The following is a 20,299-nucleotide window of genomic DNA, read 5'->3' as shown; positions in this document are numbered from 1 at the left end:
CTTTAACACACAACGAAGATATAGCACGCAAATATCATGATGTACAATGAAAGTAAAAATAAATAAAATAGTAATTCACTAATAAACTTTATAGTATAAATGAAACAATAGTGTAATAACACATTTTTATTTAAAATAATTTTGAAGAATAGTTGTAATTTTCAGAAAAAAATAATATTATACAATCAAACATTTTTGATTTATAGTATTTTGCAATTTGAAATTAAGGGGTATGATTTTAAGTTCTATATGTTGATTATGTTTTAAAACAAAGGAATTGGAGCAAATTTATGACAAATAAATTAAACAGAGAGTTAAGCAATAGACACATTCAACTTATTGCTATTGGTGGCGCCATTGGTACTGGCCTATTTTTAGGGGCGGGTCAGTCTATCAGTTTGACTGGACCATCGATATTACTCACTTACATAATTGTAGGTTTTGTTTTATTTTTATTTATGCGCGCAATGGGGGAAATGTTACTTGCTAATACGAAATACAAAACATTTGCTGATATAGCTCATGATCAAATTGGAGCTTTTGCTGGTTTTATAACAGGATGGACGTACTGGTTAACATGGATAACTTCAGGTATGGCAGAAATTACAGCTGTTGCTAAATATGTAGAATATTGGGTTCCAGATTTACCAAATTGGATTACATCATTAGCTTGTATCTTGATACTCATGACTTTCAACTTAACGAGTACAAAAATGTTTGGTGAGTTAGAATTTTGGTTTGCCATTATTAAAGTTGTGACTATACTAGCACTCATAGTTGTAGGTGTAGTGATGATTATATTTGCGATTCAAACGCCATTTGGAAAAACGAGTATATCTAATATTTATAGTAATGGTGGATTATTTACACATGGTGCTTCAGGTTTCTTTATGTCATTTCAAATGGTTGTTTTTTCATTTACAGGTATAGAAATTCTAGGTATTACAGCAGGGGAAACGAGAAATCCACATAAGACGATACCTAAAGCAATCAATAGTGTGCCTATACGTATCTTATTGTTTTATGTAGGGGCCTTAGCAGTTATGATGTCAATTATTCCTTGGCAAGATATAGATCCGAACAATAGTCCATTTGTCAGCTTATTCGCATTAATAGGCGTACCATTTGCAGCTGGTTTAATCAATTTTGTAGTACTTACTGCAGCATCATCAGCTTGTAATAGTGGTATTTTTGCGAATAGTAGAATACTATTTGGACTATCAGAAAAAGGTCAAACACACCATTTGCTAATGAAGACGAATCATAGAGGTGTCCCTTTTGTTGCAATACTTGTCACTTGTGCATTACTGTCTATAACTGTACTGTTAAATTATTTTATTCCAAATGCGACTCAAGTATTTTTCTATGTAACGGCAATTTCAACTATTTTGTTAGTTGTTGTATGGATGTTCATCATGCATGCGTATGCAAAATATGTGAAATCAAATCCTAACCATCACAAAGAAAGTCAGTTTAAGTTACCAGGTGGTATTCACACTGCAAGATTTGTACAATTATTCTTTGTCTTTGTGTTGTTGATATTATTTATTGTACCTGACACAAGAATGGGTGTTGTATTATCACCAATATGGTTTATCTTACTGGGGCTTATCTATTTTAATTACACGAAAAAAGAAAGAGCGATTCAATCACAAGTTAAAGAAAAAGTATAATAAAAATAATTTTAGGGAATATAACCAAAGTAATGATTACTGATAGGTTATATTCCTATTTTTAGGAGGGAAAAAATGGCAATACAGTATGCTAAAGATAAATCAGGCGTTTATCAAACAATAAATTTGAAAATTAAGAGTGACGTGCATCGTATTTTTGATTATTTAAGTACTACAGAAGGGATACAGCAATGGTTTCCGCAGTTGTCATTTCAAGAACGAATAGAAGGCGGGAAAATGTTGTTTCACTTAGACGATAGTGAAGATTTAGAAATGCGTATTACACATTTCGAACCAAATAAAACGATTGGTTTTACATGGGATATTGGAAAAGTGAAATTTGAATTATTTGAACATCAATCATATGTAGAACTCATTTTTTATGAATATTTACCTTTTGAATTTCCACATATTACATTAGATTTTGCTGGTTGGCAATTTCAAACCGAAAGTATCAAAAGTATTGCCGAAACAGGCAAGCCATTATCACAACAGGATTGTGATTTTGATGCGAAAAAAACTGAAATTGAAGCCAGCTTAGCTGTGATTTAAAGTGAAAGGCATTAAAAATGCTTCCAAAACATAAGGCAAGCAAACGACAGTTCGTTTTCGTTTGCTTGCCTTATTAATGTGATATAAGTATATGGTAGATGACAAATTTTGTTACATCCACATTTAGATGATTAGATTAGATTATAAATGATTATATTAATAATTGTTGTTTTTAGCTGCTTTTTTTCCATGTAATAGGAAATAAAGTACAATTGATAAAATAACGAGCGCAGCCATGGTGATATATAGGTTACGATAACCCATAATTGGAATAATCACACCTAAAATAAATGGTCCTATACCAGCGCCGAAATCTGCAAACATATAGAATGTAGAAGTCGCGAGTCCAATTTTTTTAACTGGAGACTGTTGTATAGCAATGGCTTGTGCGCTTGGAATGATAGTACCATATCCAACGCCAATGAAAATTGCTGAAATAAGCAATAATAAACTTGTGTGTGTTGCGCTTAAAAGTATAAGTCCAAGCATGAAACTAATTAATACTGGATACATCACTTTATTTTCACCGTAATGATCATAAATTTTTCCAGTAAACGGACGTGTAACAAATGTACTCACTGCATATACAATAAAGAAGAAACTAGATGCCGTAGCAAGATTGATTTGTTCTGTATAAACAGTTAAAAATGATAGTACACTAGAATAAGCGATACCAACGAAGATGATTACAACAGATATTGGTAATGCTTCTTTTTGGATATAAGCACTAAGTCCTTTTTCCTTGGAATTATTGTCTGTTGTTGACGGTTCTGCTTTTGGTAACCCTTTGATAAACAATGAGATAACAAAAGCGAAAATAATGACTGCCAAGCTAACGATAAAAATAGATTCAAAACCAAATCTTTGATTTAATATAATACCAGTGAATGGTCCGATTGCTGAAGCGGTCGTTACGCTTAATGCATAATAACCGATACCTTCACCTTTTCGTTTATCTGGAATAATTCTAGATGAAATGGTTCCAGTTGCAGTTGACGATAAACCAAAAGCAATACCATGCAGTAATCTTACGATCATTAATATAAGAAGACTATTGATTGCAAAGTATAAGCCAACTGTAATAATTGAGAAAATAATACCATATATTAATACTTTTTTAGGCTGCAGATTATCGATGATTCTTCCAGAAACTAAGCGTCCAAATAACATACCGATGATAAATATACCAGCTGCTAAACCACCCATACTTTCTGAAGCGTGGTATTTATCAATTGTAAATATAGTGACAGTGACGATTAATGTATAATGGATTAAATACATTAAAAAGTTTGTCATTGTAATGAAGATAAAATCTTTTGACCAGAGTTTATCGTACATATTTAATACCGTCCTTTAATATAAATTTTTTCAACCATCATTTATTATAATAGATAATGTATACTAATGTATAATTAGAATTTTTTAAGTTTACATAAGCTTTACTGATATAAGGAGGATACAATGAATTTTGAACAATTATCGTATGTTAAAAAGATTTATGAGTTAGAATCTATTGTTCACGCTTCGGAAGCAATGCATATTAGCCAATCAGCGATGAGTCAGTCTATTGCTAATTTAGAGTCAGAGTTAGAGTATAAAATTTTTAATCGTTCACGTAAAGGGACATTGCCAACGGAAGTTGGAAAGCGACTTATACCTTTAATTATAGATATTTTAGAAGCTCAGACGAGTTTATTATCGGAAGTAGAGGCATTGCATAGTAATATCAAAGGTTCATTAAAAATAGCGACGATACCAACCTTATTTAATAAAATTGTACCAAAAGCTTTATCAAATTTTAAAAAAGACTATGCGCATATTGATGTAGAAGTATTTGAAAGTGATAGACAAGAAATTATAAAAATGATTGAAAATAATGAGATTGATATCGGACTTATAGGGAAAACTGAAAATGAAACTTTTAGTCATCACATCGTCCCACAACCATTGAATTTATCTACTGACTTTAAATTAATTGTACCTAAAAAATCTAAACTATCATTAAAAAGCATGGTTGAAATGGAATCAATTAAACAATTTCCTTTTGTCTTGTATGATCGCAATTTTTATCATAATAATTTTAAAGCATTTGAAGATGAAAATGGTCCATTAAAAATTGTGTTTAGAACGAATAATCCAAGTGTATTGATTAAAACAGTTTCCGAGGGGTTGGGTGTAAGTATTGTATCGAGTTTGATGCTAGAAGATGATCCGTTCATACTTAATGGTTTGATTGAGATGCTCCCCATTGGCTCACCATTTGATTATTATATTTATTTTACAGCTTTAACAAATGTTGATCGCGTGAACGAACAAACCATTCGTACTTTTATTGAGTATTTGAAAAATTAAAGTCCCACTTCCCAACTAGTTGGGTTAGTGGGACTTATGCATGAGCGAAAGCTCAAGTAATTCTTTGTATTTTGAAGTTAAAGTACTAACATAATAATCATACTAGCGGAACTATAAAACTTATGAGTGGATTTTATCGACGAATTGATAAAATTGTGTAATATCCGACAATTGTTGATTACATTTGATACTGTCAAAACAAATATAGTCACCTTTTTTGGTATATTGTCCATCACCAGAAGTACGTGTTTTACGCATAAATAGAGCGACATTAGATTCTTTATTACAAATTGCGCAATAGCCCTTAACGGTTTGGTTAGCAATGTCGCCATAAAAACCTGTTAAAGTTCCTTGCTCGTTATAATAGATGATAAATTTTCTGTTTGAAGCGATATCGTTCCATCCGATATAAGTACTTTCCAATAGAATTTCATCACTAATAAGCGGTGATTTAAGCTTTTTAATTTTACGAAAAGTTTTTTCGACTTGTTTTTTTGAAGGGTGTTCAAAGGGTATAACGTATGTCTGTAAAGTTTCTAATATTTTATCTACTTGTACTTTAGTAATACGTATGTTCATTAATTTTTCAATCGCTTCAGTCAACGTATCATCTGTTTGATGAAACTGCTGATAAATGTCTATTTTAGTTGTTTCTTTTATAGAAGCAATTGTATTTAAGTCATTTACTGATTTATAAGCATTAAGTAAATGTGCGATTCGTTCTTTAATATAGTTAAATTGATATGGATAAATTTGTTTTTCCAATTTTTTTAAATTCCTTTCACATTATAATTCTTAAAAGCAAAAGATGCTTTGTGAAAAGAAATTTTAAACAAAGCATCATACTATAGACAGTAATTGCTTTGTATTAATAATGAAGCATTGTTATGCAACATATCATCATCTCCACATATTGTATTTGTTTGTTTTATATCAAATTACCAAAGAAATGTCAAAATCTATATATTATAAAATTTTCCTATATAGCGAGAAGTCAAAAGCTTAACAATCATCAGCTTGCAACGACAATACCGGTAAAATATAATTAGTCGATTCATGTACACGCGTAGTATACAAAAAAGCGCTTTTATAGTACAATATTTGTAAATGATAGATGTTTGTCCACTACGAAAATACATTACGATTTCTGTAATAAACAAGGGAGTTTTTGATTATGAAAAAGATAATGATTACAGGTGCTTTAGGTCAAATTGGTACTGAGCTCGTAGTAAAATGTAGAGCGTTATATGGCAATGATAATGTACTTGCCACAGATATTAGAGAGCCAGAAACAGGTTCGGCGATTGCTAATGGACCATTTGAAATTTTAGATGTTACAGATAAAAACAGAATGACGGAAATTGTTGAGTCTTTTAAACCAGATACATTTATGCATATGGCGGCATTATTATCTGCAACAGCTGAAAAAAATCCACAATTTGCATGGGATTTAAATATGGGTGGTCTTTTAAATGCTTTAGAAGTAGCTCGAGAATATGACTTACAGTTCTTTACACCAAGTTCAATTGGAGCTTTTGGACCTTCAACACCGAAAGTGAACACACCACAGGTTACGATTCAACGACCAACTTCTATGTATGGCGTTAACAAAGTTGCTGGTGAGTTATTATGCCAATATTACTTTGATAAATTTGGTGTAGATACAAGAAGTGTTAGATTCCCTGGATTAATATCACATATTAAAGAGCCTGGTGGCGGTACAACAGATTATGCAGTAGATATTTATTTTAAAGCAGTTCGTGAAGGTCAGTATACAAGCTATATTGCTAAAGATACATTTATGGATATGATGTATATGGAAGATGCAATTGACGCTATTATCAAGTTAATGGAAGCAGACGGCGTAAAATTAATTAATCGTAACGCCTATAATTTGAGTGCGATGAGCATTGAACCAGAAATGGTCAAAGCGGCAATTCAAGAGCATTACCCAGATTTTAAATTAAATTACGAAGTTGACCCAGACAGACAAGGTATTGCTGACAGTTGGCCAAATAGTATTGATACAAGTTGTGCTAGAGCAGAGTGGGGCTTTAATCCTAAATATGATTTGACTAAAATGACAGAAGTTATGCTTAAAGAAATCTCAAATAAAGATAAAGTAAGATAATTACTTTTGAAATAATCGATGACAAAGCGATTAAGGTATAAACTTTTAAAAAGTAAGAGCGCTAATTCACTTTGGATTAGTGCTTTTTATATTTGAAGTTATATCATCATGTACGTGAATGCTTCTTGTCTGATATATGGTTTAGCCATATAATCTTGCAGTTATGACGTTCCTTGAGTGTTAGTGTTGTACAATACCTTTGTACAGCTTTTAATACTCAAAAAAGCCTTTTCCCTATCGTTCACTACACAATATCAATGAAAATTTTGAACTTAGTTACTAATATTAATAGATTGTGATATATCAATATCGATTTCCGTAGTATCTCAAAAGATGTGAACGTTCATGCTTTAATCAGTGACATCTATGTATTATCTTCTATATGATGTTACACTTGAATCAATTAATTTCATTAGTTTAACCAAAGATGTTGTTATTTTTTAAATTTTTTGAAAATTATTGAATGAAACTATTCTGATTGGTATAATTTAATGTATTAGTTATTAATAGAACATTGGAGGAAACAGTCATGTCAGAAAAAATAAAATTGATACAGCGTGAAAGCCTTAAAGAAAAACCAGATCCAAGTAATTTAGGATTTGGGGAATATTTCACAGATTATATGCTAAGTTTCGATTACGATACTGATCAAGGATGGCATGATTTGAAAATTGTGCCTTATGGACCGATTGAACTTTCTCCAGCGGCCCAAGTATTACATTATGGACAAGCAGTATTCGAAGGATTGAAAGCTTATAAACATGACGGCGAAGTAGATTTATTCCGTCCATCTGAAAATTTTAAACGTATTAACAATTCTTTAGCACGTCTAGATATGCCTCAAGTTGATGAAGATACGTTATTAGAAGGTTTAAAACAATTAGTAGATATCGAACGTGATTGGGTACCAGAAGGAGAAGGCCAATCATTATACATACGACCATATGTATTTGCTACAGAGGGTATTTTAGGTGTACGACCTTCATATTCATATAAATTATTAATTATTTTATCACCTTCAGGTTCTTATTACGGTGGTGACTCTTTAAATCCGACAAAAATTTATGTAGAAGATGAATATGTACGTGCAGTCCGTGGTGGTGTTGGTCATGCAAAAGTAGCTGGTAACTATGCGGCTAGCCTTTTAGCACAAACAAATGCATCAGCACAAGGCTATGACCAAGTACTATGGTTAGATGGTGTAGAGCAGAAATATGTGGAAGAAGTCGGCAGTATGAATATCTTCTTTGTAGAAAATGGAAAAGTGGTAACACCTGCATTAAATGGTAGTATTTTACCAGGTATCACACGAAAAACAGTTATTGAATTAGCGCAAAACTTAGGTTATGAGGTAGAAGAACGTCGTGTATCTATCGATGAATTGATTGAAGCGCATCATAATGGTGAATTGACTGAGGTGTTCGGTACTGGAACAGCAGCGGTGATTTCACCAGTTGGTCAATTAAAATACGGCGATACTGAAATCGTTATTAATAATAATGAAACAGGAGAAGTAACTCAAAATTTATATGATCATTATGTTGGTATTCAAAGTGGTAAGCTTGAGGATCCGAATGGTTGGAGAGTAGTCGTACCAAGATATTAAATTTCTCCCCAAAAGATAACAATAAACAGCACAATAAAAGGAGCAAGTCAGAAATCTCACGTTACTAAAGATTTCAGCGTCTTGCTCCTTCTTTTTTGTTGAAAACTATTAACAGACAGTCTGCGATGGTTTAACTTAATGCCAATATTTAAATAGCGGGCCATCTTTGCCATATATTGGATCTGTGTCAGGTAAACTTACGTTTTTGATGTTCTCTATATTTTGTGGCCATTCGTCAGGGTTTCCAGTACAAAAATCATAATCTTGACCATTTGGATAGGCACCTATTACTGCAAAATTATGATAACTGTGAACTCGTTTATGACCATAACCAGCTGGTATGATAATGACATCGCCTTGCTGAATATCTACATGAGGCCCCAATTCACCACCTAGTTGTACGATGGCATTTCCTGAAACGACAATTAGGACTTCATGTGTATTGCTATGATAATGATGTATTGGAAATATGCCGCTACGCCAAGCGTTTGACCAATTGTTTTTATTTAAAATATCTAGAGATCTTTCTTCTTGTTTGATTACATTTTTATATAGCAGCACGGCATATTTAGGGTTATTGGGAATTGAATCATCACTGTCGCAAGAAATGGTTTCAATTTGAACATTAGGGTTAGGCGCCAAACTATTCACCTCTTTTATAGGTATTACTATATCTCATAACCTAAATATTAGGATTTTAAACGGTGTTCACAATCGGTATGTTAGTTGAGTTATTTGTTTTAAGAACGATTTTTATATTAAAATTAAGTAGTAAGTTGAGGGATACATATTGTTAAACATAGGAGCTGTTTAAAACATGGAATGGATATTATTTGATAAAGATGGCACAATCATATATTTTGATCGCAGTTGGATGAAAATCGGATTGCAACTCGTTGATGATTTTATGGCAACATATAAGGATGCAATTGACGATATAGATGAAGGTTACGCGTATTTAGGTGTTATAGATGGTGAAATTCAACCAGGTACGATTATGGCTTCAGGCGCATTAGATGAAATGATTGAGGCATTTTGTAAAATTGCAAATCAAGATGTAACAAGTTGGGCTCAACAAAGAAGTCAAGTGCTCGTCGATAATAGGGTGCCAGAAAATGTTTTAGTTGAAGGCATCAGTGAAACATTAGATACGTTAAAGCAAAGAGGTTACAAACTAGGTATTGTGACAAGTGATTCTAAAAGAGGGGTAGAACAATTCTTGGAATACACGCAATTCGACCATTACTTCGATATTGTGATTTCTACTGAAGCGGATGCAGTTGAAAAACCAAATCCTGAAGTGCTAAATCCACTTTTTTATAGATATGATGTAGAACCTGAAAATGTAGCCATTATCGGTGATACTGCGAATGATATCCAAACTGGCATCAATGCTAAATTAGGGTTGAAAGTTGCAGTTTTAACAGGTGTTGGTTTAAAAGAATCATTTACTAAAGCGGATTATATTTTTGAAACTGCAAATAGTGTAGTGGACATATTATAATAATAGGACTAATCCACAAAATATAGGAGCGGGACAGAAATCTAATTTTATTAAATAGATTTCGTCGTTCCACCTTGGCAAGTATGGCTAGAATTGAAAAAACTTGATTTAAAGCGCATTTTGAGTTCAATCACCTACTGTCAATATGGGATGGGGTTGGTACGAATCCATTATATCTTAGTCTCTATTTGTAAAAAAACGTAAACGAGGTGGTTGAATGATTGATGGAAGATATGCAAATTATCGCGGTGAAACATATAAAGTTGTAGAAATTGTAAGTAATGAAGTATTGTTAGTCACTGAGGATGAACGAGCTACGGAACATGGTTTTGAAGCACAAACGCATCGTCACGCTGCACATACATTATATTATAAACATGTAGCGAGAGATGATGTTGATGAACTTTATGAACTATATCAAGAAGCGAGATATAGTGGTGCTATTTTTGATTTATATCAAGACTTAGAGGGGCAATTATATATAGGTACTGAAGACGAAGATAAAGCAAGTACATTTGGTCTCGACCAAACTGATGAATATTATTATAGTAAGTATGTAGATGAAGACGAGATAGAAAAGATTATTTATCGTAAACATATTGAATAAAGTCCCACTTCCCAACTTGTTGGGTTAGTGGGACTTATGCATGAGCAGAAGCTCAGGTAAACCTTTAAAGCACTTCCCAACTTGTTGGGTTAGTGGGACTTATGCATGAGCAATGGCTCAGGTAAACCTTTAAAACACTTCCCAACTTGTTGGGTTAGTGGGACTTATGCATGAGCAGAAGCTCAGGTAAACCTTTAAAGCACTTCCCAACTTGTTGGGTTAGTGGGACTTATGCATGAGCAATGGCTCAGGTAATGGGTTAACTTGATGGTGCGTGCAGGAAAGAATTGATTTCTTTCAAAAGATATTGTTGTCCTGCGTTTTGTTCTACATTACAAAATCTGTTTTATATGGTACTATTCTTGATTTTGCAAATGTTTTAAGCAACAAACGTATTATCGTTGATCTACATTTCTATAAGTTTCAATAATGTGACGGATTTTATCAATAACAGGATTTAGTGATTCTGGATCTGCATGTAAATCATATTCATTGATGTTCACTCTTACAACTGGACACGCATTGAATTCACTAATCCAATCTTCATATCGTTTGAATAATTTTTTCCAATATTCTGGATCTGTTTCAATTTCCATTTGTCGACCACGTTGTTTGATGCGATCAATCACTTCATCATAATCACATTCTAAATAGATAAGTACATCTGGTTTTGGGAAGTATGGTGTCATGACCATAGCATTAAATAGTTCGGAATATGTGTTGAAGTCTTCTGGACTCATTGTCCCTTGTTCTTCATGCATCTTAGCAAAAATATCAACATCTTCGTATATAGAGCGATCTTGGATAAAGCCGCCGCCATATTCAAACATACGTTTTTGTTCTTTGAAGCGCTCTGCTAAAAAATAAATTTGTAGATGAAAGCTCCAACGTTCAAAATCATGATAAAACTTATCTAGATAAGGATTGTGATCTACATTTTCAAACGATGTTTTGAAATTTAATCTTTGTGCCAATGCTTTCGTTAATGTTGATTTTCCAACGCCGACTGTACCAGCGATTGTTATCACAGCATCTTGAGGGATACCGTATTTATTCATCATCTTTTCCTCCAATCAATGGTTGCACTAAATCTAAAATATAATTATAATCATTTTCTTGCTTCATAAAATCTAAATCAGTCGTATCTATTCGAATGACACTTTCACCATCTGCTTTTAACGAACGATAATAGGCATTGTAATCACGTTTTAAATTAAGTAAGTAGTCGTCTTCAATCTGATGTTCGAAGCTACGATTACGTAACGCGATACGCTTTTTCAATATTTCTAAATCTGCATCTAGAAAGATAATCACATTTGGCATTTCTAAATCTTCAGTTAAAATATCATAAATTCTAGAAAATTTATTGAATTCAGAAGGTGTTAAAGTATTATTTGCAAATATTTTATTTTTATAAATATGGTAATCACTTACAATACCTGTAGAAATTGCTTCAAGATCTTGAAATTGTTTGTAACGATTACATAAAAAGAACATTTCTGTTTGAAAACTCCATTTGGAAATATCTTCATAAAAATCGGATAGAAAAGGATTTTCATTTACGATTTCTTTTTCTTCATAATAATTAAAAGTCTGGCTAAGTTTATGTGCTAATGAAGATTTACCGACGCCAATCGGCCCTTCAACAGCAATAAATTGTTTTTTCATGTTTTTACCGCTCCAATGTTAAAATAGACAATAAATATTGTACCATATGTGAGGTGATAGACACATGTATACTGACCAATTTTATATGAAAATTGCGCTAGAAGAAGCGCGGAAAGCTGGTGCTATTGGAGAAGTACCAATTGGAGCTATTGTCGTGAAAGATAATGAAGTTATTTCACGAGCGCACAATTTACGAGAATCCACTCAAGATCCTACTGCACATGCTGAACATATTGCGATTCAAAAAGCTGCAAAACAACTTAATAGTTGGAGGTTAGCGTCCTGTAAACTTTATGTTACTTTGGAACCTTGTGTAATGTGTTCAGGTGCAATCGTCATGAGTCGTATTCCCGAAGTAATCTATGGTGCACAAGACTTAAAAGGTGGTTGTGCAGGTAGTTTGATGGATTTGTTGCAAGAATCGCGATTTAACCATCAGGCCAAAGTTACTACAGGTGTATTAGCAGAGGAATGTAGCCATTTATTGAAGACATTTTTTAAAGATATTAGACAAAAAAAGAAAATCATACGAACAGAGGATAATACAAATAGTGAAACATTTGGTAAAATATGAAATGTGTTACAAAATTATGGCAATTTGTAAATGAGTATTCAATCGGTGTTTTGAGATAAAGTAGAAACGAGGTAAATCAATGATAAATTTAATTGCAACAGATATGGATGGTACGTTATTGAACGCTGCACATGAAATATCAGAAGAAAATATCCAAGCTATCAAATATGCACAATCACAAGGCATAACTGTAGTCATTGCTACTGGTCGGGCATTTTATGAAGCAAATGCACCAATCAATCAAACAGACTTAAAAGTGCCATATATTTGTTTGAACGGTGCAGAAGTCAGAGATGAATCATTTAATATTATGAGCACTTCAAATTTAAATAGAGAACTCATAAATCGCATTACGGTAGAATTAAATAAAGAAAACATTTTCTATCAAGTGTATACAAACTTAGGCATCTATACTGAGAATCCATTACGAGACTTAGAGATTTATATTGATATTGCACAACGTGCTGGTCAAGAAGCAGATGTAGAAAAAATTAAAAGTGGCATTCAAAAACGTATAGATAACGGTACATTAAAAGTAGTTGAGAATTATGACAAAATTCAAGATACACCTGGTGAAATTGTGATGAAAATATTAGCTTTTGATAGTGATTTAGAAAAAATTGATCGAGTAAGTGAAACATTAGCAAAATCAGAAAGTTTGGCAATTTCTTCTTCATCACGCGGAAATATAGAAATTACGCATTCAGATGCACAAAAAGGTATTGCTTTAAACACGATTGCAGAGCGTCTAAATATTGATATGGAAAATGTTATGGCAATCGGTGATAATATGAATGATGTTTCAATGTTGGAACGCGTCGGTTATTCAGTTGCAATGGAGAATGCAGCTCCAGAAGTTAAAGCAATCGCAAAATATGAAACTGACTCTAATGAACAAAGTGGTGTTGGTAAAGCGATAATGAAACTACTTAGAGAAAATAACAAATCATAGCATGAGGTGAAAGGATAAATGAAAGGATTAATCATAATAGGGAGTGCTAAAATGGGCTCGCATACAAATGCTTTAGCTCATTATTTAAAAGGTCATTTTGAAGACCAATATTTTGAGGTTGAGATCTTTGATCTAGCGGAACACCCAATTCATCAACTGGATGTCTCTGGCGTTTCTTCACCAAGTGAAGTGTATAAAAATAATTTAACATTATTACAAACGAAAGCGCGAAATGCAGATTTCTTTATATTAGGAACACCAAACTACCATGGGTCATATTCTGGTATTTTAAAAAATGCATTGGATCATTTAACGATGGATGATTTTAAAATGAAACCAGTTGGATTAATCGGTAACAGTGGTGGAATTGTAAGCTCTGAACCATTGTCTCATTTACGTTTGATAGTACGTTCATTACTCGGAATCGCAGTACCAACGCAGATTGCGACGCATGATACAGACTATAATAAATTAGATGATGGTACGTATTACTTGGATAACGAGGAGTTTCAATTACGTTCAAGACTATTTGTGGATCAAATTATTTCATTTGTGAAAAATAGTCCGTATGAACACTTGAAATAATGTGAAGTCATTTTTGAATAGGGGTTACGATGCAAGTTGTATCTCACTATGTACATAATCTAAAGGGTTTTGGAGCGCATATGAAATCAAACATTACTTTGATTTCATAATGCGCTCTTATGTTGCTGAGGTTTAATTAGGCAGTACTGTGAAGTATTGAATTAACTATTAAATGATACTGTTCAATCAGCTGTTTAATTTCTTCTAACTTGATATCATGCAAATAAATACATCTTTCATCAGATTGATCTCGAGATTTTTTTAAAAGGTTAAGTTCGATAAAATGGTTGATTTGTGAAGAAACAGGTGAATTTTGGACTTGTAATAACTTTTTTAATTCAATGGCATTTATTTTATTCTTATTAAGATAGAGCAATTTATCCAAAATGATTACCTCAGAAATCGTAAGATTCAAATTTTGTTTCACTACTTTATTAATCAATCCTCTTTTTTCTTCATAAATAATTGTATTCATATTGTCACCACACTTTTAATATTTTGCTTTTATGCGTTAAATTGAAATTGTTGATAGAAATAGAATTTTAAATGTTGAATTACTGACTAGTTTCTTATGGTATTTAAAATCAGAAGGTTGGCAACCAATAATATTATTGAACAGATAACAATATTCATTTTGACTACGAAAATCATAGCGTTGTTGAACAATGTTTAAATGATCACCATTAAGCAAATCACATATGGAAGCATGAATTTTAGATGACGTAATATATTGAGATAACTTACAGTTCATCAATGTTGAAAATTCTCTTGATAAAAAGCTATTATTTACAAAAAAATAATTAGCAATTTCTTTACAGGTAATTTTAGTCGTTAAATGCGTATTAACATATTGTACGACATCTTTAATTAAAGATGTTTTATAACTGCATTGTAATTCAGAACTTTGAAAATTTTGATGCTCAGAATATTTTATACTTTTAATTAAATCTTTAATGGCATTGTTCGGATTGGTTATAGATTGATGTTGAATCGCATCAATTATATCTAATAATTTGAGGCGTATCTCTTTTTTTAACGATATATGTTTAAACGTGTTAAAATTTAGTTGCTGGAAGTATTGATAATAGTAAAAATTATTTAGTGAAAGACAGATTAAACTACCGTTAAAAGAGATTTGTTTAATGGATTCATAGTCGTGGATATGAAATATGTCACTTACTTTAAAATGATGGAAAGTAGTGTTTTTCAAAGCCACAAATTCTCCTTCTGTTACTAAAAAAATATGTAGAAAATGAGGTCTGCTTAATTGGCTTATAGAGCCATACTGCGCATGTTTTATTTTAAAAGTATCATCCATTTTATTGGTTTCACCACTTACATCAAAATAAAAATTAATTATAAACTACTACTGTAATTATTTTAATATGAAAATTGTATATAGAACATTAATAAAATTTAACAGTTAATATACATTATTTTATAATTAGTTGTAGATGGATATATTTAGTGGTGGTATTTTTAAATGAACCATTAAAATTTTACTATTACAAATTTAACTAATGAATTTGGAGAAAAATAACATTATTTAGTAAGGATGGAAAGTTTAATTGTTGAGAGAATGTTTTGAAATTAAAATAAAAATTGAATAAAAAATAATAGGCTACTAAACTTCTATATCATTTAGAAATTAAGTAGCCTATTTTTGATGATTTGCTGTGTTAATTTATAGTTATAATTACTATTTTCTATATTTTATTTTTGCAAAAGCGTCATGTTGGTGAATAGATTCTTCGTTTCTACACTCAATGTCAAAGCCCTCTATCCAATCAAAATCGACTAAATCTGCTGCGATTAGGCGAATTAAATCTTCAACAAATCTTGGATTTTCATAAGCGCGTTCTGTGACACTTTTTTCATCTGGTCGTTTTAATATAGGGTAAAGTATAGAACTTGCGTTGGCTTCCATTGCATCTAAAATTTTTTCTTTGTAGTCATCTGTTAAAATAGTTTCGTTATTCAAAATTGCTTTAACGGTAATGATACCGCGTTGGTTATGCGCCGAGTACTCACTGATTTCTTTTGAACAAGGGCACAATGTTGTAACTGCAGCTTGTAGTGTAATTTCTTTTCTTGTAATATTTTCTTTGTTTACCGCCATACCATATGTCACATCTGCATGGCCTACAGCTTTGATATTCGTGATTGGACTGTAGCGATCAAAGAACCATTTAGCTGAAACATCAACGCCAGCAGCATTTTGTTCCATGCGTTCTTGTAAGCTACGCAAAAGACGATACAAAGAATCGAAATCTAATTCAATGCCGTTGTCATAGTGTTTTTCAACACTTTCTAGAATACGGCTCATATTTATACCTTTTTCATCTTGATTAAGGCTTGTTGAGAAACTGAAGTTTCCAGCTGTTTGAAAACGGTCAACTAATACAGGATATACAAGATTTTTAATACCTACTTCTTCAATTTCAAATAAGTAGTTTTTGTTCGTACTTTGCAAATCTTTCATTTCTTCTTTAACGGTTGGTTTTGTACCTTCGATTGGATCAACTGAACCAAAATGTTTCCATCGACCTTCTCGAGTTGATAAATCAAATTCTGTCATGATATTGCCTCCACTTAAGATTCAAAGTTATAAGTCCAATAAGGTTCAACTTCTAAAAAGCTTTGCGCTTCTCCAGAAACATCAGGTGTAGCAAGTTGTTTCAAGAATGGTCCTGTTTGAGATGCGTGTGCTTCAAATGCGCGAAGTTTTACCTCTTTATAATCACTGATCTCATTTAGAATGTCAGGTTCACCCAATTTTTCAGGCGCATCATTACTAAATGCAACAAGTTGTAGACGGGGTCTTTCTGATGGCTTCATGCGTCCCACAGTTCTCACGACTGCTTCTGCTGTAGCTTCATGGTCTGGGTGCACTGCAAATTGAGGGTAGAACGATATGATGACGGATGGATTTAATTCATCAATTAATGACTGTACCATCTCATCCATTTCGTCGTGAGGTTCAAATTCTACAGTTTTATCACGTAAGCCCATTTTGCGTAAATCAGTTATACCGATGGCAGCCATCGCAGCTTCTAATTCTTTTTCACGAATGTCAGGTAAAGATTCACGAGTGGCAAATGGTGGATTACCTAAATTACGTCCCATTTGACCTAATGTTAAACAAGCGTATGTGACTGGTACACCGTTATCTATATAACGTGCCAATGTCCCTGCAGATGAGAATGATTCATCATCTGGATGTGGAAAAATAACTAATACATGGCTTTCCTCTGTCATGATTCATCCTCCTTATGCTTTAAATGGTTGAGTGCTTATTTCTAAAGCAGCAGCTAGTTGACCTTCATAGTTAAAGCCAGCTAATAGAAATTCACCTTGCTCATTTATTTCGTAATGTGTTAAACCTTGAACGTAGACCCAACCGCCATCTTTTAGTTTTAAACCTACACGATATGGGTCTTTATTACCACCTTTAAGCTGTGCATGCTCAAAAGTGACTTGAATATTTCTTAAAAAAGTGCCCGCGTTAAATACACGTTGGTCAAAATGTGCAGCATATGCACCATTCGTCGTCTCTACATGTAAATACACGGGTTTATCTTCATATGAAGAAAGTAATGTTTGTACTTTTTCATCTATTATTGATTCCAAACTTTTTGCCTCCTTGATTCCAAACCCCTATACTTTTATGCAATAAATTGTACGATACAAGTGTTAATAAAAATAATCAGTCTAATCTTTAGTGTAAACTGACTTTGAAACATTTTCTACCTGAAAAATGAATTTCAACTTAGATTTATACATAAAATTTTGATTATCTATTTATTTTACTAAAAACAGCGATGAAAATGTATTAGTCTGCTCATTATACTTTTAGTCATTTTAAACAATCATTACAATTTATCAAATATCGATTTTCTGTAAAAACGATTAAAAGCACGTATAATAGAAGTGTATTCACATTTTGTTTATAGCTAATGACAAATTCAATATATTTGGGAGGGCAATAACATGAAAATCACAAATTTAGGGTCTAGTGCATATGCTTCATTTTATGTTGCATGTGAATTGTTTAAACAAATGAGTCAACAACCACATAGTAAATTAGGATTAGCTACAGGTGGGACAATGGTAGAAGTTTACGAATTTCTAGTTAGTTTACTGCAAAAGAATCAATTAGATGTATCTGGAATAGAAACATTTAATCTAGATGAATATGTTGGTTTATCTGCGACGCATGAACAAAGTTATCATCGTTATATGAATGATATTTTATTTAATCGTTATCCACATTTTACGAAATCTTTGATACACATTCCTGATGGAGCTGCAGAAAACTTAATGGAAGAAACGAAGCGATATGAAGATTTAATCAATCAAAAAGGACCAATGGATATACAAATATTAGGTATTGGTGAAAATGGTCATATCGGTTTTAATGAACCAGGGACTGATATGAATAGTACCACTCAAGTTGTGGATTTAACTGATAGTACAATCAATGCAAATAGTCGTTATTTTGATAATGAAAGTGAAGTACCTAAACAAGCTGTGTCCATGGGTTTAGCTTCAATTTTAAAAGCGAAAAGAATCATTTTGTTAGCATTTGGAGAGAAAAAAAGAGAAGCAATTGAACAATTAGCTAAGCATGAAGTTAATAAACAGGTTCCAGCTACGATTCTGCTTGCACATCCTGATGTTGAAATTTACGTTGATGACGCTGCAGCACCTCGCTTATAATCTCTCAGTTTAAATTATTACTTTAAGGGTAAAGCATTTATGCGTAAGTTTTTTAAATAAAGTAAGTTAGGTCATGATTTCCATGCCTATCATTAAATCAAGAAGGGATGATCATTTTGGAATTACAACTAGCAATTGATTTATTAAATAAAGAGGAAGCGGCAGAACTTGCAAATAAAGTTAAAGATTATGTTGATATTGTAGAAATTGGTACACCTATTGTGATTAATGAAGGTTTACCGGCTGTTCAACATTTAGATAATAATATCGATGGTGTGAAAGTACTTGCAGATTTAAAAATTATGGATGCGGCAGATTATGAGGTAAGCCAAGCTGTTAAGTATGGTGCAGATGTAGTTACAATCCTAGGTGTTGCAGAAGATGCATCTATTAAAGCTGCGGTAGACGAAGCACATAAAAATAATAAAGAATTACTTGTAGATATGATTGCAGTACAAGATTTACAAAAACGTGCGAAAGAATTAGATGAATTAGGTGCAGATTATATCGCTGTGCATACTGGTTATGATTTACAAGCAGAAGGTGAATCACCATTAGAAAGCTTAAGACAAGTTAAATCCGTAATTAACAATTCTAAAGTTGCTGTAATTGGTGGTATTAAACCAGATACAATTAAAGAAGTGGTAGCTGAGGACCCAGATTTAGTTGTAGTTGGTGGCGGCATTGCTAACGCAGATGACCCAGTTGAAGCAGCAAAACAATGTAGAGATGCGATTGAAGGTAGATAAGATGAGTGAAATTACAAATTATCGTTTGATTTTAGACGAGTTAGATCATACGTTATCTCATGTTAGAGATAGTGAAACACAAGCTTTTTTATCGCAAGTGACTAAAGCAAAACATGTATTTGTAGCAGGTAAAGGACGTTCTGGATTTGTAGCAAATAGTTTTGCTATGCGTTTAAATCAACTTGGGAAATTTGCTTATGTTGTTGGAGAATCAACAACACCTTCAATTACTGAAAATGATTTATTTATTGTCATTTCAGGTTCAGGTTCAACGGAACACTTGAGATTATTAGTTGAAAAAGCAAAATCTGTTGATGCAGAAGTTGTGTTATTATCTACGAATCCAAATTCGGCAATTGGCGCATTGGCAAACACTGTTATAGAACTTCCTGCAGGTACAAAATATGATGCAGAAGGATCTGCACAACCCTTAGGTAGTTTGTTTGAACAAGCAGCGCAAGTCTTTTTAGATAGTTTAGTACTAGATTTAATGAACGAACTTAATGTCGATGAGGAAACGATGCAAAGTAATCATGCTAATTTAGAGTAGTGTATTAGAATAAAACGTTTTTCGTTGAGGATGTGAAAGTTAAATCTCATTCTCATAGAAAAAGAGCTAATCTCAAA

Annotated in this window: 23 protein-coding genes; 13 read left to right on the top strand and 10 right to left on the bottom strand. The window is 32.5% G+C overall.

Features of this window, described 5'->3' with window-relative positions:
* The first annotated feature begins 290 nt into the window (after positions 1 to 290).
* Together AB1J10_RS10875 and AB1J10_RS10870 are read left to right on the top strand one after the other, a co-directional pair.
* Entirely contained in the window at positions 291 to 1,673 is a 1,383-nt protein-coding gene (locus tag AB1J10_RS10875) for an amino acid permease (RefSeq protein ID WP_070039436.1), read from the top strand.
* A gap of 75 nt (positions 1,674 to 1,748) precedes the next feature.
* Positions 1,749 to 2,225, top strand: coding sequence for an SRPBCC domain-containing protein (locus AB1J10_RS10870; protein WP_040029923.1), 477 nt, complete (start codon positions 1,749 to 1,751; stop codon positions 2,223 to 2,225).
* Positions 2,226 to 2,381: 156 nt separating this feature from the next.
* Here the strand turns inward: AB1J10_RS10870 and AB1J10_RS10865 are convergent, their stop codons facing one another.
* A complete protein-coding gene (locus tag AB1J10_RS10865; protein WP_070039435.1) occupies positions 2,382 to 3,563 on the bottom strand; it encodes an MFS transporter in 1,182 nt (393 codons plus the stop codon).
* Between the two features lie 123 nt (positions 3,564 to 3,686).
* On the opposite strand from AB1J10_RS10865, the gene AB1J10_RS10860 reads away from it, so the two are divergent.
* Positions 3,687 to 4,577: a LysR family transcriptional regulator gene (locus AB1J10_RS10860; protein ID WP_070039434.1), complete on the top strand. Its 891-nt coding sequence runs from the start codon at positions 3,687 to 3,689 to the stop codon at positions 4,575 to 4,577.
* Between the two features lie 120 nt (positions 4,578 to 4,697).
* On the opposite strand, the gene fusF is transcribed toward AB1J10_RS10860, so the two are convergent.
* Complete coding sequence (gene fusF, locus AB1J10_RS10855; protein ID WP_040029926.1) at positions 4,698 to 5,342, bottom strand: fusidic acid resistance EF-G-binding protein FusF; 645 nt, start codon at positions 5,340 to 5,342, stop codon at positions 4,698 to 4,700.
* A 409-nt stretch (positions 5,343 to 5,751) separates the two neighbouring features.
* On the opposite strand from fusF, the gene AB1J10_RS10850 reads away from it, so the two are divergent.
* Together AB1J10_RS10850 and AB1J10_RS10845 are read left to right on the top strand one after the other, a co-directional pair.
* Positions 5,752 to 6,708 carry an NAD-dependent epimerase/dehydratase family protein gene (locus tag AB1J10_RS10850; RefSeq protein ID WP_046207245.1) on the top strand — a complete coding sequence of 319 codons (957 nt, stop codon included), beginning with the start codon at positions 5,752 to 5,754 and terminating at the stop codon, positions 6,706 to 6,708.
* 529 nt (positions 6,709 to 7,237) lie between these two features.
* A complete protein-coding gene (locus AB1J10_RS10845; protein WP_040029928.1) occupies positions 7,238 to 8,314 on the top strand; it encodes a branched-chain amino acid aminotransferase in 1,077 nt (358 codons plus the stop codon).
* Between the two features lie 135 nt (positions 8,315 to 8,449).
* Here the strand turns inward: AB1J10_RS10845 and AB1J10_RS10840 are convergent, their stop codons facing one another.
* On the bottom strand, positions 8,450 to 8,965 hold the full coding sequence (locus AB1J10_RS10840) for a cupin domain-containing protein (RefSeq protein ID WP_438873768.1): 516 nt from the start codon (positions 8,963 to 8,965) through the stop codon (positions 8,450 to 8,452).
* Positions 8,966 to 9,131: 166 nt separating this feature from the next.
* Between AB1J10_RS10840 and AB1J10_RS10835 the strand changes: the two genes are divergently transcribed.
* Both AB1J10_RS10835 and AB1J10_RS10830 read left to right on the top strand, forming a co-directional pair.
* Positions 9,132 to 9,818, top strand: coding sequence for an HAD family hydrolase (locus AB1J10_RS10835; protein ID WP_046207247.1), 687 nt, complete (start codon positions 9,132 to 9,134; stop codon positions 9,816 to 9,818).
* 217 nt (positions 9,819 to 10,035) lie between these two features.
* Complete coding sequence (locus tag AB1J10_RS10830; RefSeq protein ID WP_046207248.1) at positions 10,036 to 10,425, top strand: hypothetical protein; 390 nt, start codon at positions 10,036 to 10,038, stop codon at positions 10,423 to 10,425.
* Positions 10,426 to 10,820: 395 nt separating this feature from the next.
* Here AB1J10_RS10830 and AB1J10_RS10825 read toward each other — a convergent pair whose 3' ends face one another.
* Both AB1J10_RS10825 and AB1J10_RS10820 read right to left on the bottom strand, forming a co-directional pair.
* Positions 10,821 to 11,483: a deoxynucleoside kinase gene (locus AB1J10_RS10825; protein WP_040029931.1), complete on the bottom strand. Its 663-nt coding sequence runs from the start codon at positions 11,481 to 11,483 to the stop codon at positions 10,821 to 10,823.
* The gene (locus AB1J10_RS10820) at positions 11,476 to 12,093 is read right to left on the bottom strand and encodes a deoxynucleoside kinase (RefSeq protein WP_046207250.1); all 618 of its coding nucleotides are present in this window, start codon (positions 12,091 to 12,093) and stop codon (positions 11,476 to 11,478) included. The genes AB1J10_RS10825 and AB1J10_RS10820 overlap by 8 nt, the downstream gene beginning before the upstream one ends.
* Before the next feature lie 64 nt (positions 12,094 to 12,157).
* On the opposite strand from AB1J10_RS10820, the gene tadA reads away from it, so the two are divergent.
* The 3 genes from tadA (at position 12,158) to AB1J10_RS10805 (ending at position 14,204) form a co-directional block, all read left to right on the top strand.
* Positions 12,158 to 12,667 (top strand): tRNA adenosine(34) deaminase TadA, encoded by a 510-nt coding sequence (tadA, locus tag AB1J10_RS10815; protein ID WP_070039431.1) that lies wholly within the window; start codon positions 12,158 to 12,160, stop codon positions 12,665 to 12,667.
* A gap of 79 nt (positions 12,668 to 12,746) precedes the next feature.
* Positions 12,747 to 13,619, top strand: coding sequence for a Cof-type HAD-IIB family hydrolase (locus tag AB1J10_RS10810; protein WP_046207252.1), 873 nt, complete (start codon positions 12,747 to 12,749; stop codon positions 13,617 to 13,619).
* Between the two features lie 18 nt (positions 13,620 to 13,637).
* On the top strand, positions 13,638 to 14,204 hold the full coding sequence (locus tag AB1J10_RS10805) for an NADPH-dependent FMN reductase (RefSeq protein WP_046207253.1): 567 nt from the start codon (positions 13,638 to 13,640) through the stop codon (positions 14,202 to 14,204).
* 136 nt (positions 14,205 to 14,340) lie between these two features.
* Here AB1J10_RS10805 and AB1J10_RS10800 read toward each other — a convergent pair whose 3' ends face one another.
* From AB1J10_RS10800 to AB1J10_RS10780, 5 genes are all read right to left on the bottom strand, one after another.
* The gene (locus AB1J10_RS10800) at positions 14,341 to 14,679 is read right to left on the bottom strand and encodes a transcriptional regulator, SarA/Rot family (protein WP_046207254.1); all 339 of its coding nucleotides are present in this window, start codon (positions 14,677 to 14,679) and stop codon (positions 14,341 to 14,343) included.
* 36 nt (positions 14,680 to 14,715) lie between these two features.
* Positions 14,716 to 15,522: a transcriptional regulator gene (locus AB1J10_RS10795; protein ID WP_369003119.1), complete on the bottom strand. Its 807-nt coding sequence runs from the start codon at positions 15,520 to 15,522 to the stop codon at positions 14,716 to 14,718.
* A 381-nt stretch (positions 15,523 to 15,903) separates the two neighbouring features.
* Positions 15,904 to 16,782 carry a GTP cyclohydrolase FolE2 gene (gene folE2 / locus AB1J10_RS10790; RefSeq protein ID WP_070039427.1) on the bottom strand — a complete coding sequence of 293 codons (879 nt, stop codon included), beginning with the start codon at positions 16,780 to 16,782 and terminating at the stop codon, positions 15,904 to 15,906.
* A 14-nt stretch (positions 16,783 to 16,796) separates the two neighbouring features.
* Complete coding sequence (gene bshB2, locus AB1J10_RS10785; RefSeq protein ID WP_019468220.1) at positions 16,797 to 17,462, bottom strand: bacillithiol biosynthesis deacetylase BshB2; 666 nt, start codon at positions 17,460 to 17,462, stop codon at positions 16,797 to 16,799.
* A gap of 12 nt (positions 17,463 to 17,474) precedes the next feature.
* Positions 17,475 to 17,834 (bottom strand): YojF family protein, encoded by a 360-nt coding sequence (locus AB1J10_RS10780; RefSeq protein WP_040029939.1) that lies wholly within the window; start codon positions 17,832 to 17,834, stop codon positions 17,475 to 17,477.
* Positions 17,835 to 18,194: 360 nt separating this feature from the next.
* On the opposite strand from AB1J10_RS10780, the gene AB1J10_RS10775 reads away from it, so the two are divergent.
* The 3 genes from AB1J10_RS10775 to hxlB all read left to right on the top strand — a co-directional run bounded on the left by AB1J10_RS10775 (position 18,195) and on the right by hxlB (position 20,222).
* Positions 18,195 to 18,923: a glucosamine-6-phosphate deaminase gene (locus AB1J10_RS10775; RefSeq protein ID WP_046207259.1), complete on the top strand. Its 729-nt coding sequence runs from the start codon at positions 18,195 to 18,197 to the stop codon at positions 18,921 to 18,923.
* 116 nt (positions 18,924 to 19,039) lie between these two features.
* Positions 19,040 to 19,672: a 3-hexulose-6-phosphate synthase gene (gene hxlA, locus AB1J10_RS10770; protein ID WP_070039425.1), complete on the top strand. Its 633-nt coding sequence runs from the start codon at positions 19,040 to 19,042 to the stop codon at positions 19,670 to 19,672.
* Between the two features lies 1 nt (position 19,673).
* Complete coding sequence (gene hxlB, locus AB1J10_RS10765) at positions 19,674 to 20,222, top strand: 6-phospho-3-hexuloisomerase (RefSeq protein ID WP_046207261.1); 549 nt, start codon at positions 19,674 to 19,676, stop codon at positions 20,220 to 20,222.
* The last annotated feature ends 77 nt before the right edge of the window (positions 20,223 to 20,299 follow it).

It is taken from the genome of Staphylococcus cohnii species complex 1663 (assembly GCF_041008415.1).
Lineage (GTDB): Bacteria > Bacillota > Bacilli > Staphylococcales > Staphylococcaceae > Staphylococcus > Staphylococcus ureilyticus.
This window is presented reverse-complemented; position numbering and strand designations above follow the sequence as displayed.